Here is a 14,005-nt window from a genome sequence, read left to right as displayed (position 1 = left end):
GGCGTGGAGCTGATCGACACCCACACCCACCTGGACTTTCCGGACTTCGATACCGACCGCCGCGAAGTCCTCGCCCGCAGTCGCGAAGTGGGTGTGCGACGTATGGTGGTATTGGGGGTGTATCAGCAAAATTGGCAGCGTGTGTGGGACCTGGTGCAGGCCGATGAGGGTTTGTTCGCCGCCTTTGGCCTGCACCCGGTGTACCTCGAAGAGCACCGTCCTGCCGACCTGACGGCACTGGGCGACTGGCTCAATCGCCTGCGTGGCCACCGGCAACTGTGCGCAGTGGGTGAGATCGGCCTGGATTACTTCCTTGAACACCTGGACCGTGAGCGCCAGCAAACCCTGTTCGAGGCCCAGTTGCAGTTGGCGCTGGATTTCCAACTGCCGGCACTGCTGCACGTGCGCCGCAGTCATGCGGCGGTTATCGCCACTCTCAAGCGCATCCGCCTGCCCCGAGGCGGTATCATCCACGCCTTCGCCGGCAGCCGCGAAGAAGCCCGCGAATACATCAAGCTGGGCTTCAAACTCGGCCTGGGCGGCGCCGCCACCTGGCCCCAGGCACTGCGTATGCACAAGGTGCTGGCGCAACTGCCGCTGGACGCGGTGGTACTGGAAACCGACTCACCGGATATGGCACCCGCCATGTATGCAGGCCAACGCAATAGCCCGTTGCATCTGCCAGCGATCTGCACGGCGCTGGCCGAACACATGGGCACCCACCCGTCATTGCTGGCCGAGGCGAGCACACGCAACGCGTGCGAGCTGTTCAATTGGTAAGGCTGGCGTGACCGCGCGCAGCTTCAAGGTCAGCCGTTGCTGGTGACGGGCGCAGCGCAACACCAGAAAATGCACCAGCACCACGACCAGTGAAATATTGAGCTGCCCCAGCATACTGATCAGCCCCACCCACTCCGCCACCAGCGCCACGATCAGCACCACGCAGGTCAGCACCACCATGCTCGGGCGCACCATCGCCCAGTGGTCCAGGGCCTTGAAATGGCGCAACTGCCGCGGACACGTGAGCGCCAGGACCCGCTGGCAATAAGGACAATCAAAGGGCTCTTCAATGGCGATGGCATTCACCTGCCAAGGCTTGAGTTCAAACGTGATATCGCAATGGGCGCAATGCCCTTTGATGCCAATGGCCTTGGTCATCGTCGTGCCTCCCTTGGATTGAGAGAAACAAATTCTCACATTCGCGCGGGCAAAAAAGACCCACGGGAAAAACCAGATCGGCACTACGCCAACGGACGATCCATCCTACTGCTGCGCCTTACACACGGAACGCCCCGATCAATTGCTTCAACTCGATCACTTGTATCGACAGCTGCCGACTCGCCGCCTCGGTCTGATCAGCGCCTTGGGCGGCGTGCTCGCCGGCGCGATTGATCTGGACGATATTTTGGTCGATGTCGTGGGCGACGGCCGTCTGTTGCTCCACGGCGGCGGCGATCTGTTGGTTCTGATCGACGATCATGCCAACGGCGCCGAGGATATTTTCCAGGGCCTGTTGGACTTTTTCCGACTGCCCCACGGTGCCACTCGCCATTTCATGGCTGGTGCCCATGGCGTGTACGGCCGCGCCCACGCCAGTGTGCAAGCGGCTGATCATCTGTTCGATTTCTTCGGTGGACTGCTGTGTGCGCCGTGCCAGGGTGCGCACCTCGTCGGCCACCACCGCGAACCCACGCCCCTGCTCGCCGGCCCGCGCCGCCTCGATCGCGGCATTGAGCGCCAGCAGGTTGGTTTGTTCGGCAATACTTTTGATCACTTCCAACACGCTGCTGATGGACTGGCTGTCGGTGGCCAACTGGTTGATCACTTGCACCGACAGGTCAATCTCCGAGGCCAGCCGCGCGATGCTGCTCTGCTGGGACTGCACCAGCCCACGCCCGCTGACGGTTTCATCGTTGACGCTATGGGCACTGCTCACCGCCGCAGCGGCATTGCGCGCGACTTCCTGGGCGGTAGAGGACATCTGATTCATGGCCGTCGCCACCTGTTCGATCTGCATACGCTGACCGGACACGGCCTGGTTACTCATGGCCGACACCGTTTGCACTTGGCCGGCCTGCCATTCGACCTGGCTGACCGTGTGTCCGACGCGCTCGATCAGATCATGGATTTTGCCCACGGTACCGTTGAACACCTGCCCCAAGTCACCCAACTCATCACGGCTTTGCGCGACGAACGTGACGGTCATGTCGCCCGCCGCCACCTTGTCCATCATCACCGCCAGATGCCGCAGCGTGGTGCGTGTGGAGGCATAGAAGCCGGCATACAGATAAAAAATCAGTAAAAACACCGCCGTCAACGCCGAGACCAACAGCACCATGTGCAAGCGGTTCTGCGCCAGGCGCTGTTCCAGTTGGTGTCCTAAAAACGTCAGGGTAGCCTCATCCAGCTGATAGGTCTGGCCCATCAATTGGCTGACAGCGTTGTAGAAATCCTGCCAGGGTGCATCGAGGGTTTCGGCCATGACCACCTGTTCTTCGAACAACTCGCTGCCTTGTTTGAGGCTGGCGTTACTGGCCTTTGCCAGACTGTCGAGCGCGTCGTGGGCGGTTTTGCTGGAGCCCAACGCGTCCTGCAACTTCAGGCCGTATTCGGCCTGGAGCTTTTCCAGTTGCTGAAGCAACTCGTCAAAGCGTGTACTGGACGATGAGTTGAGAAAGCCCTGGCCCAGAGAATAGGCACCCATGGCCCGCCCTTCGCCCAGGGTCTGGGTCACTTGCGGGGTGACACCTGTGATCAGTTCGCTGAGCTGACGCAGGTCGCTTTGGGGGTCGCGGCTCAAGCCGGACTGGCTGGCGATGATCTGGCTGAGCATCTGTGCCTTGTTGAGCAGCTTGCCGATCAGCGCACTTTTGCTGAGCAGTGAGGTTTCCTGTTGCTGGGCTTTGAAGGCGGCGATCAATTCGTCGCGCTTGCCGTCGAAGACGGCGATCTGCTCTGGGTCAGTGGCCATGGCGCTCAGCCCCTGCAGGCGACCGAGCACGCTTTTTTCCAGGGCGCCGATCTGGCCCTCCAGGTCACCGGCCTTGCCGGATTGACCGAGGGTCGCGTTGATCTGCACCTGATTGTTGAGGGTTTCCAGGTCTCGGCGCAGGGCCAGGCTGCTGCCGAGCAGGTCGAGGCTTTGCAGCTCAATCCGAGTGCCCTGGAATTCGCGCCAGGAATCGCGCACCAGGTAATAGTTGGTCGCCAGCATCGGCAGCAGGAACAGTACGCTGATCAAGCTGAACTTCATGCCGAAACTCAGGCGGTTCATCAACGCGACGGCGGGATAGAGCAAGCTCTTCACAGGTCAACTCCCTTTCTTTATTTTTATTGAGGCGCAGGGCGACGGCACAAAGCCACTATTTGGCGCTCTGTCTGTATAGCTCAATTTGAAAGGGAGTTTTGTAACTTAAGGTTAACGAGAGCCTGTGCCAAGGGCTGCAAAGCAGCCCTCACAGAAGGGGTTAAGGCAACACCGTCCAGATGGCGAACCCGGCGTACCACAACACTGCAGCACGCAGCAGCAGTTCCCATAGGCGATCCAGGCTGTTGATACCGTCTGCGCCCACAACGGGCGGCGGGATCTCGGCCGCCACCAGCCCAACCTTTTCCACCAATTGGGCGGCACTGATGTCCCAGCTCAGCAATTCGTGGAGCATTACGCGGCTGACCGCGACGAAGTTGCCCACCAAGGCAAAGCTGGCGGCCAGCAAGCGCACCGGCAACCAGTCAAACGCATGCCGCAGTTGCCCGGCGCGCTCGGCCACCAGGGGGTTCTGGCTGTGTTCACTGGCCAGCGCCAACAGGCGATAAGCCAGGGCGGCGACCGGACCCAGCAGGAAGTACCAGAAAATCACCGCGAAAAAACTTTGGTAGGCCTGCCACAGCAAATGGCCCTGAACACGTTCCAAAAGCTGCTCGCCGTTGTCGGCGCTGAGCTTCAGGTCGCGCTCGGCCACATGTTCGGCGGCCTGTAAATCACCGCGACGCCAAGCGTCGCGAAACGGACCGAGCCCAGCCAGCAGGTCGCCACGCCCCAGGCTGTAGATCACCACCAACAGGTGCACCGGCAGCGCCAACAGGCCATAAGCCACCGGCTCCAACACCAGCAGCAACAGCGCCAACAGCGTCACCGGCAACAGCACCAGGACGGTCAGAACCAACCACGGCTGCTTGCCCATGCGCGGGCTCGATTCCAGTTTGGCCAATTCGCGCAGCCAACCGCCATCACGCTGCAATCGCTGGCGCAGGGCAGAGAATTTCTCGATCCACACCGCCAGCACCAACACCAGAAAACTCATCGTACGTGTCCTCCATCCTGCAGGGCGCTGCGAAAGCGCGTCCAATCAAAAGCGGGACCGGGATCGGTCTTGCGTCCCGGGGCAATATCGCTGTGACCACAAATACGCTGCGCGGTGATGTCAGGGTAGGCTTCGAGCAATTGGCGGGCCAGCTCGATCAGCGACGCATATTGGGCGTCGGTGAACGGCAGGTCGTCAGTGCCTTCCAGCTCAATACCCAGGGAAAAGTCATTGCACGTTTCCCGCCCTTCGAACCATGAGACTCCGGCATGCCAGGCGCGGTCGCGGCAGGAGACAAACTGCGTCACCGCGCCATCGCGCTCAATCAGAAAATGCGCAGACACCCGTAAGTCGGCGATCCCCTCAAAGTAAGGGTGTTCCGTGACATCCAGGCGATTCTGGAAAAACGCCTGCACCTTGCCCGTGGCGAACTGCGCCGGTGGCAGGCTGATGTTGTGCACCACCAACAGCGAGATTTCGCCGGCGGGGCGCTCGTTGAAGTTGGGTGATGGGCAATGGCGAATGCCCTGGCACCAACCACTGGCGGGGTCCAACTGCATACCGAATCCTTGAGCGTGACTAAGTGTGTCCAGTATGCCGCGTTCGACCCCGTGGTTGCGATCACTTGCCGCGATTGAGTTGACGCAACCTGCCAATAACGGCCGTCAACGCACGCTCGAACAGCGGCCCATCGTCCAGGGCATGTAACGCGCCACGCTTGAACGCCTGCGCCAGTTGGCCAGCATTTTTCTCCGCGACCTTGAGGCCTGTGCGGCCAACGAAAATATAGGTATTGGCCGCAGGGATGATCGCCAACAGCTTGCAGCGCAGGGTGTCTGCGTGGTCTTGCTGGAACACGACCCACCCATCGATGCGCAGTTGGCGTGCCTTGAGCAGGTCAGGATCATCGTCCGACAAGCCGTCAAGGGAGTCGGGCGGTAGCGCGCTGAACACAAAGGGCTCGCGCACTTCGACCAACCCATCAACGCCTTCGGGTGTTTGGACATGCAAGGCCTGCAAGCGCACAAAAAAATCATGGGTGCTGAACGGGTCGAACGCGGCACCTGTCAAGCCGTCGCGCAAGGACTTGAGCAAGCCCGGTAACTGCTCCAGCAAATGCAGGCCGGCTTCGGTGTCTTGCGGCAGGCCGACGCTCCAGATCAGCTCGTCCATGGTGCGCAGCCCCGCTTGCCATTGGACCGACTGCTCGCCGTGCTTGAGGCAAGTGAGGAGCAACACCTGGCTCCAGGCCTGCTGCAGGAACTGCACCACCGCACGCGGTAATACCTTGCCCAGCAGGCGACGATTGAGCACCTCGGCCACTTGCTGGCGGGCTGCTTCGGTCAGTACGCGCCCGGCTTCGGCATCGCGGGTGTGCTGTTCCAGCAGCTCACTGCGCCGTCGCTCATCGGCGGTAAACCCACAGAATTCAGCGAGCAACTGGGAAAAAATCCGTGGATCTTCGACAAACTCATCGAGCAAACGCTGCACCACCCGCTCGATGTGCTGGTACAGGCCGTCGTGCTGATAATCATTGACGGGGCTCCAGCCCAGGGCCGTCGCCGCAATTTCATTGAACAGGCGCCGCGCCGGGTGACTGGCGCGACTGAAAAAGCTCTTGTCCTGCAATGCAACTTTCAATAGCGGGATCTGCAAGCGTGCAATCAACGGCTTGAAGGCATCGGGTACAGCACGGTCATCAAGAATGAATTCAAACAGCAGCGCGATCAGGTTGATCACGTCTTCGTCCGCCTCCTCCAACACCCGCGACTTGCCGCTCTTGACGCTGACACGGGTGAGCAACTGTTCAAGCTGGCTGCACAGGTCGAAATCGTCCTCGGCGTCAGGCTCGGGCACGTACTGCTGCAAATGGGACAGCAGCCGCAAGAGGTCACGGGTGGCGATGGGCTGGGGGTCAGCACTGGCTTCCAGGGTGGGGACCACACTGCCGCGTACCGGTTTGAGCAAGGCCTGCAAGGCGCCAAACGCTTGCTGACCGTTTTCATCGACGGGTTGTTCGGCTGGAGACGCGGCCTCTTCGCGTGGCTGATCACGGGCAGCACGCCCGCCGGGTCGACGGGAGGGTGGTGCTTTGAGTTCGGGCAGCACGCCTGTCGCTATCAGCAACTGATTGGCTTCGCCGTACAGGTGGTCGGCGTCAGTGAGCACGTATTTTTCAAACAGCTTGAGCATGATCAGTTTGACGCGGATCTCCACGCCCAGACTGCGACCCGCCCGCAGGAAACATTCGCACAGCAGCGCCGGCCCCAGAGGGTTCTCACGGTCATCCAGGCGATTGCCCAGTAAGGCACTCAAGCGTGCGGTGAGTTGCGACAACGCCAAACCGTCGCGGTGGCGTACCCGGTCAAGCATGGCCTGGAGCGCCACGGCTTTTTCCCGTTCATCCCTGCAGGTGCCTGGCACCGCGTCATAGGACAAAACCGGCGCCAGTTGCAGCTCGGCGCGCCCGGCCTGGTCCAGCCTGGCAAAGGCGTCGAACAGGCCTTCCATGAACACGCGCTCGAAATTCTTGCGCTTGAGGCGCAGGTCTCGCATGGCCTCGAAGAAAATATGCTGATCTACGTTATTGCGAGCTTTGTCGGCCATTTCGAACAACGTGTCATCGGCGTTATCGAACAGCTCTTGCAGGCCCTGCTGCAACTGTTGTGCGGCCTTGTCGCGAACCTGCAGCAATACCATCGGCAGACGAGCGAGCGGCGATGGCGTGACGTGCGCCTTTTTGATTGGCACCACCTTTCCGTCATTGTGCATCCTGGCCTCCTGAAACGGCGGTATTGATTTGGGGAAAAATCGGGTACAGGCCCGCTGGGGCGCTGCGAACAACCGGTTACCACCAGCACGTCAAAGCTATGACGCCAATTGCAAGGCGCGAGATTATCTTGCAAATGAGGGGGGTTGCGCCAGCAAACTCTGACATCACGCGGTAAATGAGTGGTGAGTCTGGGTTCGCACGCACACTGCCCCTATAATCGGGACACTTTGTTTGTGGAGCCTGTTATGCCGAACCTCCGTCTTGCCGACCTCACCGCCGAAATCGAAGCCAACGTGCGCCGCGCACTGCTCGAAGACATCGGCAGCGGCGACATCACCGCACAGTTGATCCCCGCCGAACGGCTGGCCACGGCTACCATCATTACCCGTGACAACGCAGTTATCGCCGGTACGGCCTGGGTGGACGCGGTGTTCCGCCAACTTGACCCACGCGTCGCCGTGCACTGGCAGGTGGCCGACGGCGAGCGCGTCAGCCCCAATCAAACGCTGTTCCTCCTCGAAGGCCCGGCACGCTCGCTGCTCAGTGGCGAACGCTCTGCGCTGAATTTCCTGCAACTGCTGTCCGGGGTGGCCACGCGCGCCCAATTCCTGGCGGACTTTGTCGCCAGCACTCAGGTCAAGCTGCTGGACACCCGCAAAACCCTGCCCGGCCTGCGCCTGGCGCAGAAGTACGCCGTCACTTGCGGTGGCTGCCATAACCATCGCATCGGTCTGTATGACGCGTTTCTGATCAAGGAAAACCATATCGCCGCGTGTGGCGGTATCGCCCAGGCCATCACCGCCGCCCACGAGATCGCACCCGGCAAGCCGGTGGAAATCGAAGTGGAAAGTCTGAGTGAACTGCGTGAAGCACTGGCGGCGGGCGCCGATATCATCATGCTCGACGAGTTGAGCCTGGAAGACATGCGTGAAGCGGTGCGCCTGAACGGCGGCAAGGCGAAGCTGGAAGCCAGCGGCGGGATCAATGAAACCACCCTGCTTCCCATCGCTGAAACCGGGGTGGACTACATCTCCATCGGCGCGATGACCAAAGATGTGAAGGCGGTGGATTTGTCGATGCGACTGAGCATCTGAGCCGAATATTCCGGGCTTATGTGGTGAACGGGCTTGTCCCGCTCACCACAAAGGTACGTTCGCATCAAACGACCAGGTTATTCATCTCGCAGTATTCTTCCCATTCGACACCCAGCACTTCGGCAGCCTCTTTGTGCAGGGCCAGCCGTGCCGCTTCGAACGCCTCAGGTGTCGAGGTGTACTTGAGGGTCAGCTCCCAGGGCTGAAGGCCCTGGCTCTCGGCCTCGTCCTCGAATGCCCACTGGATCTGGTCGCGCTGGTCATCGGCGCTCAGGTCCTTGATCTCTTCTTTAAGCTGCGGCGTGTCCTCAAGGTACTTCTTGAGCGCTTCTTCGTGCCGGGCCTGCTGGGTCATTTCAGTCGTGGTCATGTCTGTTCTCTTAGATCAAGGAATGGGGATGCATCTGGGTCATCAAGGTTGCGCAGATACAAAAGAACAGGCACCTATGCCGGTTCGTCTGGCCTTCAGAACCATTCTGGGATCATCTGAAAACGTTGCATTTGTAGCAGTGTTGCCCTTGTGCCCGAGACAGGAATCGAACCTGCGACCTTCGCGTTACGAGTGCGCTGCTCTACCAACTGAGCTACACGGGCGGTGGGCTAAAGCTAGCACCGCATTGGGCGTCCGGCAACTTGCACGCCTCAGCGAGCAATGACGCCCTGGGCCCAGAAGCGTGGCTGCAGGTGCCGACTCTCGCCACTCAGGTACTGCTGCTGGGCCTGACTGATATGGGGCACGTCGCGCAGGGCGATGTACACCAGCAGACCAACGGCCAACACACTCAACCCTGTCCATGCGCGCCACGCCAACGGTTGCGTCGCGGTCACCGGCGTGCGCCATACATGCAGCGCCATCAGCCATCCCACCACCAGCGCCAGCCACACTTGGGAGTTGGGCATCACGATCACACCATCGACCATCGCCTGGACCAGCGCACCGACCAACCCCGCAAACAGGCATAAGCGCAACAGGTCTGCGCGCGCGCCGGACTGCGCCCGCTCGCGCAACACCGCAACCGTGGCCCAGCCGGCACGCCACGCCAAAAACGTCACGCACAGGGCCGATGGCACACCCCATTCGCTGGCCCACTGCAGCATCGCCTGATGGGGATGGGCGGCAATCCTGTTGGCAAGATCGGCAAAATGCATCGGCCCGAAACCCAACCATGGGCGTTCCACGAGCATATGCCACGCCTGCCACCAGATCGGGCCGCGCCCCGACAGCGAGGTGGTGAGGCGTTCACTGGCAGCGTTGGCGAGCTCAATCCCCAGGTAATCCGCCAGCAGCGTAAATATCAGCCCATACAGCAACAACCCGCCCAGCATGGCCGCCAACTGCCAACCGAGCCAGCGCCGCCCCCAAGGACCAAGCACCGCCAATACGACGCCAGCCACGCCCATGCCGAGCCAGGTACCGCGCGTGCCGCCCCCGATTGCGATCAGCCACCACCCGCACAACAGCGCGAAGGTAGCCGCTCGCACAGTGCGGGAGACGGTCGGCATCAGCAGGGGCAACGCCAGCAACGGCAGGGTGAAGGTCTGGAACTGACCGTAGAAACGCTTGTTGGAAAACCCCGACAGCAGCAGATCAGGGTCCAGCGTGCGTGCGCCACTGGTGAACGCCAGCGCACCGGCATACAGGTATTGAATCAATTTGATCAGGCACAGCAGCGCCACAATCAGCATCAAGCCTCGATCCAAGGGCTCGCCTCCCCGCCGACGGAGCAAGGCAAATGCCAGGGAGATGGCCGCACAACTGACAAACAGCGCCACTTCGGTAAGTGCCCACAACGGTTGATGGGCCAGCACCGAAGACACAAGGCCCAGCCCCACAATCAGTGCCAGCCCCCAGGCCGTCACACGATCCACCTGGGGTTCGGCAGGGGCCACCGACAGCGCGTAAAGCACCGCGCACAGCGCGATGGCGATCTGCATGACGCGTTGCAGGTCGTGCCCACTGAACGGCGCGCAAATCCCGACCGTGAGCAGGCACGCCACGACTACCAGGAAAACACCGCCTCGCTGCGCTACGGATAACCCCATCGGCCCCTCTGCGTCCCTGTGGATGGCTCAGCCGTTACGCACCGTCGGCGCCGCAACCTTTGCCGACGTACTTGGCTTCAGCGCTGGTGGTACACGTCCAGCCAGTGGTGGCGCTGCGTGTCAGGCTGATGGTCTTGCCCAGCACCGGCGCCGGTGCGTCGAGGATTTCACACCGGATGGCGCCCGCGCCCGTGGCCACATCCCCGGTCACATCGATCTTGCAATTGGCGGTGGGGCTGGTACCACCGATCAACGCCAGCGTCGGCACGCTGCCCTGGTTGATCGTGTCTTCATAGCTCGCCTTCAAGGCGCTGATTTCAGCCAGGCCGGCGGTGAACTTGGCCTTGGCCTGGTGCGTGGTGTACATGGGCAGGCCGATGGTGGCCAAAATGCCGATGATTGCCACGACGATCAACAATTCGATCAAGGTAAAGCCTTTCTGACGCATCACATTCACTCTCCAGAATAGAACTCATGACAAGGCGCATCCTGCGCCCCGTGGTGTACAGCGGCGCCAGTGTACTCACCCGCAGGGGGTCGATCGCGCGCAAGACGCACATTCTGACATTTTATCGGCTCACATCATCGCGCCCGAGTCCGTCACCTGACTACGCTATAAATCTTCGACGACCTGTGTGCGGAACTGTGACATGAGCAATGCTTCGACGACATACGCCTGGGAAGGCATCAACCGCAAAGGACGCCGGGTGTCCGGGCAAACCGCCGGGCACAACCCGACCGTGGTCAAGGCGCAGTTGCGTCAGCAAGGCATTAGCCCTGGACGAGTGCGCCAAAAATCTCCGGTGCTGCCGAGCCTGGGCCCAGCGATCAAATCAGCCGATATCACCCTGTTTACGCGCCAACTGGCCACGCTGCTCAAAGCGGGGATCGCCCTTTTGCAGGCCTTCGACATCATCAGTGAAGGCTTTGACAATCGCCCTGCGCGCGAACTGGTGCAAAGCCTGAAGCAACAGATCGCCGCCGGTACCAGCCTGGCCGTCGCGCTGCGCAAACACCCACGCTATTTCGATGACTTGTACTGCAACCTGGTCGCTGCCGGCGAGCAGGCCGGGGCACTCGACTCCCTCCTCGAGCGCGTGGCGATCCACCGGGAGAAGAGCGAGCTGCTCAAGGCTCGGATCAAGAAGGCCATGACCTACCCCATTGCTGTACTGGTGATCGCCAGCGTTGTGACTGCCGTGCTGCTGATCCATGTGGTGCCGCAATTCCAGACTTTGTTCGCCGGGGTCAACGGCGAACTGCCAGGGTTTACCTTGCATGTCATCGCTCTGTCAGCGTTTATGCAGCAGGCTTGGTGGATATTGGCGCTGGGCCTGGGGACAGGCACGGTGGGGCTGCGCCATGCGTATCAAACCTCGCCGGGTTTTCGCTATTGGCTGGATGCCGGTTTGTTGAAAGCGCCGCTGGCAGGCAAACTGCTGACAAAATCCGCCGTAGCCCGCTTCGCCCGCACCCTTTCCACGACCTTTGCCGCCGGTGTCCCATTGGTGCAGGCGTTGGATTGCGTGGCGGGTGCGGCGGGAAACGGTCCGTTCAAACAGGCAATCGAGCGTATGCGTCGCGATGTATCTACCGGCATGCAGTTGAATCAATCCATGCTCGCCAACGGCCTGTTCCCTGGCATGGCGATCCAGATGACCGCGATCGGCGAAGAGTCGGGCACGCTGGAACGCATGCTGGAAAAAGTCGCCCACCACTATGAAACCGATGTGGACAACCTGGTCGACAACCTCACCAGCCTGATGGAGCCGTTGATCATGGTGATACTGGGGGGCATTGTCGGAGCACTGGTGATCGCCATGTACCTGCCGGTGTTCCAGCTGGGGAGCGCATTTTGAGCCTGCTGTTAAGCGAGTACCCGTGGGCCTTTGTCGCGATCGCGTCAGTGCTGGGGCTGATCGTCGGCAGCTTTCTCAATGTGCTGGTCTGGCGTTTGCCAAAAATACTCGAACGCGAATGGCGCGCCCAGGCCCATGAAGTGCTCGGTTTGCCCGCCGAGCCCCTGGGACCGACCTACAACCTGATGCACCCGAACTCCTGCTGCCCCCACTGTGGGCATGCAATACGCCCCTGGGAAAATATCCCCGTGTTCAGTTACCTGCTGCTCAGGGGCCGCTGCGCCCACTGCCAGGGGTCAATTGGTGCGCGCTACCCATTGACCGAACTGGGGTGCGGCCTGATCTCGGCACTGGTGGCCTGGCACTTCGGCTTCGGCTGGCAGGCCGCAGCGGTGCTGGTGGTGAGCTGGGGATTGCTGGCAATGAGCTTGATCGATATCGACCATCAGTTGCTGCCGGATGTGCTGGTGCTACCGCTGCTATGGCTGGGGCTGATCGTCAATGCTTTTGGGTTACTGACGACACTGCCCGATGCGCTGTGGGGAGCGGTGCTTGGATACATGAGCCTGTGGAGCGTTTTCTGGCTCTTCAAGCTGATCACCGGCAAGGACGGCATGGGCCACGGCGACTTTAAGCTACTGGCCCTGCTCGGGGCCTGGGGTGGCTGGCAGATAGTCCCCATGACACTGTTGATGGCCTCGCTGGTCGGGGTGATCATCGGCCTGATCCTGATGCGCCTGCGCAACGCCCAAGCGTCGACGCCCATGCCCTTTGGGCCGTATCTGGCAATTGCCGGCTGGATTGCATTGCTCTGGGGTGGTCAAATAACCGACTTCTATTTGCAGTCTGTCGGTTTCAGATGACCACTTCTGTTGCAACACCTTGGGTTCTTGGCCTCACCGGCGGCATCGGCAGCGGTAAAAGCGCCGCGGCTCAACACTTCATCGACCTGGGCATCGACCTCGTCGACGCCGACCACGCCGCGCGCTGGGTGGTCGAACCGGGCCGACCGGCACTTGCGCGCATCGCCGAGCACTTCGGTGCAGGCGTGCTGCAGCCTGACGGCCAGTTGGACCGCGCCGCGTTGCGCAAGCTGATCTTTGAAGTCCCCGAAAAGCGCCTATGGCTGGAAGGTCTGTTGCACCCACTGATCGGCGAAGAGATTCGCAGCCATCTGGCGCGTGCACGCTCGCCATACGCGATCCTGGTGTCGCCGTTACTGATCGAGTCCGGCCAGTACAGCATGACCCAGCGCATTCTGGTGATCGATGTGCCGCAATCGCTGCAGATACAGCGTACCCTGCAGCGCGACGGCATCAGCGAACAGCAGGTCCAAGCGATTCTCAACGCCCAATGCAGCCGTGAAGACCGCCTGAACCATGCCGATGACGTGCTGGTCAACGACAAAGACCTCGGCTGGCTGCACAGCGAGGTCGAGCGACTGCACCACTTTTATCTTACTTTGCGTGGAGGCCGATCATGAGCCAACCCTTGACCGTCGACTGCCCAACCTGCGGTGCACCCGTGGAATGGAAACCCGACAACCTCAACCGGCCGTTCTGCTCGGACCGTTGCAAACTCATCGACCTGGGTGCCTGGGCCGCTGAAGAACATAAAATTCCCGTGGCTCCGGATGCTGAAGACGAGCTGTTTTCCGAAGACCTGCCGCCGCGCCACTAAGGCCGCATAAAGGCATATTCCTGCTGGTCGTCGAGGTTCTCTGCAAGGTATTGCAGCTCGTCGGCCAGGTCTTCAAAGCTGCGCACGCCCTTGCTCTGCTGCACGACGGCGCTGAGCATCGCGCGCAGGGTCAAGCCAGGGTCAAAACCAATTTCCTGTGCCGCATCCTGGCTTCTGCGTAGCTCCTGCCGTGCCCATTCATACACACTCATGATCCGCGCTCCTCGCATTACTCATATTAGTTTTGCGCAG

The 14,005-nt window shown here is 61.0% G+C and carries 15 protein-coding genes and 1 tRNA gene; 6 read left to right on the top strand and 10 right to left on the bottom strand.

Going from position 1 to position 14,005, the window contains the following annotated elements; translation table 11 throughout:
* Positions 1 to 3: 3 nt before the first annotated feature.
* Positions 4 to 780: a TatD family hydrolase gene (locus PSH59_RS03980; protein ID WP_305394357.1), complete on the top strand. Its 777-nt coding sequence runs from the start codon at positions 4 to 6 to the stop codon at positions 778 to 780.
* Here the strand turns inward: PSH59_RS03980 and PSH59_RS03975 are convergent.
* The 5 genes from PSH59_RS03975 to PSH59_RS03955 all read right to left on the bottom strand — a co-directional run bounded on the left by PSH59_RS03975 (position 727) and on the right by PSH59_RS03955 (position 7,076).
* Positions 727 to 1,158, bottom strand: a complete 432-nt coding sequence (locus PSH59_RS03975) for a hypothetical protein (RefSeq protein ID WP_305394356.1) — start codon at positions 1,156 to 1,158, stop codon at positions 727 to 729. The genes PSH59_RS03980 and PSH59_RS03975 overlap by 54 nt on opposite strands.
* A 118-nt stretch (positions 1,159 to 1,276) precedes the next feature.
* The gene (locus PSH59_RS26225; RefSeq protein WP_370694412.1) at positions 1,277 to 1,981 is read right to left on the bottom strand and encodes a methyl-accepting chemotaxis protein; all 705 of its coding nucleotides are present in this window, start codon (positions 1,979 to 1,981) and stop codon (positions 1,277 to 1,279) included.
* Between the two features lie 1,486 nt (positions 1,982 to 3,467).
* Positions 3,468 to 4,304: a regulatory signaling modulator protein AmpE gene (gene ampE, locus PSH59_RS03965; protein ID WP_305394354.1), complete on the bottom strand. Its 837-nt coding sequence runs from the start codon at positions 4,302 to 4,304 to the stop codon at positions 3,468 to 3,470.
* Complete coding sequence (gene ampD / locus PSH59_RS03960) at positions 4,301 to 4,864, bottom strand: 1,6-anhydro-N-acetylmuramyl-L-alanine amidase AmpD (protein WP_248075170.1); 564 nt, start codon at positions 4,862 to 4,864, stop codon at positions 4,301 to 4,303. Before ampD ends, ampE begins: the two co-directional genes overlap by 4 nt.
* 61 nt (positions 4,865 to 4,925) lie before the next feature.
* On the bottom strand, positions 4,926 to 7,076 hold the full coding sequence (locus tag PSH59_RS03955) for a DUF1631 domain-containing protein (protein ID WP_305394353.1): 2,151 nt from the start codon (positions 7,074 to 7,076) through the stop codon (positions 4,926 to 4,928).
* 246 nt (positions 7,077 to 7,322) lie between these two features.
* Between PSH59_RS03955 and nadC the strand changes: the two genes are divergently transcribed.
* Positions 7,323 to 8,171, top strand: a complete 849-nt coding sequence (gene nadC / locus PSH59_RS03950) for a carboxylating nicotinate-nucleotide diphosphorylase (RefSeq protein ID WP_248075166.1) — start codon at positions 7,323 to 7,325, stop codon at positions 8,169 to 8,171.
* Positions 8,172 to 8,235: 64 nt separating this feature from the next.
* Here the strand turns inward: nadC and PSH59_RS03945 are convergent, their stop codons facing one another.
* The 4 genes from PSH59_RS03945 to PSH59_RS03930 form a co-directional block, all read right to left on the bottom strand.
* Complete coding sequence (locus tag PSH59_RS03945) at positions 8,236 to 8,541, bottom strand: DUF6388 family protein (protein WP_248075164.1); 306 nt, start codon at positions 8,539 to 8,541, stop codon at positions 8,236 to 8,238.
* Between the two features lie 151 nt (positions 8,542 to 8,692).
* Positions 8,693 to 8,765: transfer RNA gene (locus PSH59_RS03940), tRNA-Thr, on the bottom strand.
* Between the two features lie 48 nt (positions 8,766 to 8,813).
* A complete protein-coding gene (locus PSH59_RS03935) occupies positions 8,814 to 10,214 on the bottom strand; it encodes an O-antigen ligase (RefSeq protein ID WP_248075162.1) in 1,401 nt (466 codons plus the stop codon).
* Between the two features lie 34 nt (positions 10,215 to 10,248).
* On the bottom strand, positions 10,249 to 10,662 hold the full coding sequence (locus PSH59_RS03930) for a pilin (protein WP_305395267.1): 414 nt from the start codon (positions 10,660 to 10,662) through the stop codon (positions 10,249 to 10,251).
* A gap of 202 nt (positions 10,663 to 10,864) precedes the next feature.
* Between PSH59_RS03930 and PSH59_RS03925 the strand changes: the two genes are divergently transcribed.
* The 4 genes from PSH59_RS03925 to yacG are packed head-to-tail and all read left to right on the top strand — an operon-like array spanning position 10,865 to position 13,753.
* Positions 10,865 to 12,073: a type II secretion system F family protein gene (locus PSH59_RS03925; protein WP_248075158.1), complete on the top strand. Its 1,209-nt coding sequence runs from the start codon at positions 10,865 to 10,867 to the stop codon at positions 12,071 to 12,073.
* Positions 12,070 to 12,936 carry an A24 family peptidase gene (locus PSH59_RS03920; RefSeq protein WP_248075156.1) on the top strand — a complete coding sequence of 289 codons (867 nt, stop codon included), beginning with the start codon at positions 12,070 to 12,072 and terminating at the stop codon, positions 12,934 to 12,936. The genes PSH59_RS03925 and PSH59_RS03920 overlap by 4 nt, the downstream gene beginning before the upstream one ends.
* Positions 12,933 to 13,556 (top strand): dephospho-CoA kinase, encoded by a 624-nt coding sequence (gene coaE / locus PSH59_RS03915; protein ID WP_305394352.1) that lies wholly within the window; start codon positions 12,933 to 12,935, stop codon positions 13,554 to 13,556. Before PSH59_RS03920 ends, coaE begins: the two co-directional genes overlap by 4 nt.
* Complete coding sequence (gene yacG / locus PSH59_RS03910; RefSeq protein ID WP_065887991.1) at positions 13,553 to 13,753, top strand: DNA gyrase inhibitor YacG; 201 nt, start codon at positions 13,553 to 13,555, stop codon at positions 13,751 to 13,753. The genes coaE and yacG overlap by 4 nt, the downstream gene beginning before the upstream one ends.
* Here the strand turns inward: yacG and PSH59_RS03905 are convergent.
* Positions 13,750 to 13,965 carry a hypothetical protein gene (locus PSH59_RS03905; protein WP_003171680.1) on the bottom strand — a complete coding sequence of 72 codons (216 nt, stop codon included), beginning with the start codon at positions 13,963 to 13,965 and terminating at the stop codon, positions 13,750 to 13,752. The two genes, yacG and PSH59_RS03905, sit on opposite strands and share 4 nt — an antisense overlap.
* Between the last annotated feature and the right edge of the window lie 40 nt (positions 13,966 to 14,005).

It is taken from the genome of Pseudomonas sp. FP2309 (genome assembly GCF_030687575.1).
Classification (GTDB): domain Bacteria; phylum Pseudomonadota; class Gammaproteobacteria; order Pseudomonadales; family Pseudomonadaceae; genus Aquipseudomonas.
This window is presented reverse-complemented; position numbering and strand designations above follow the sequence as displayed.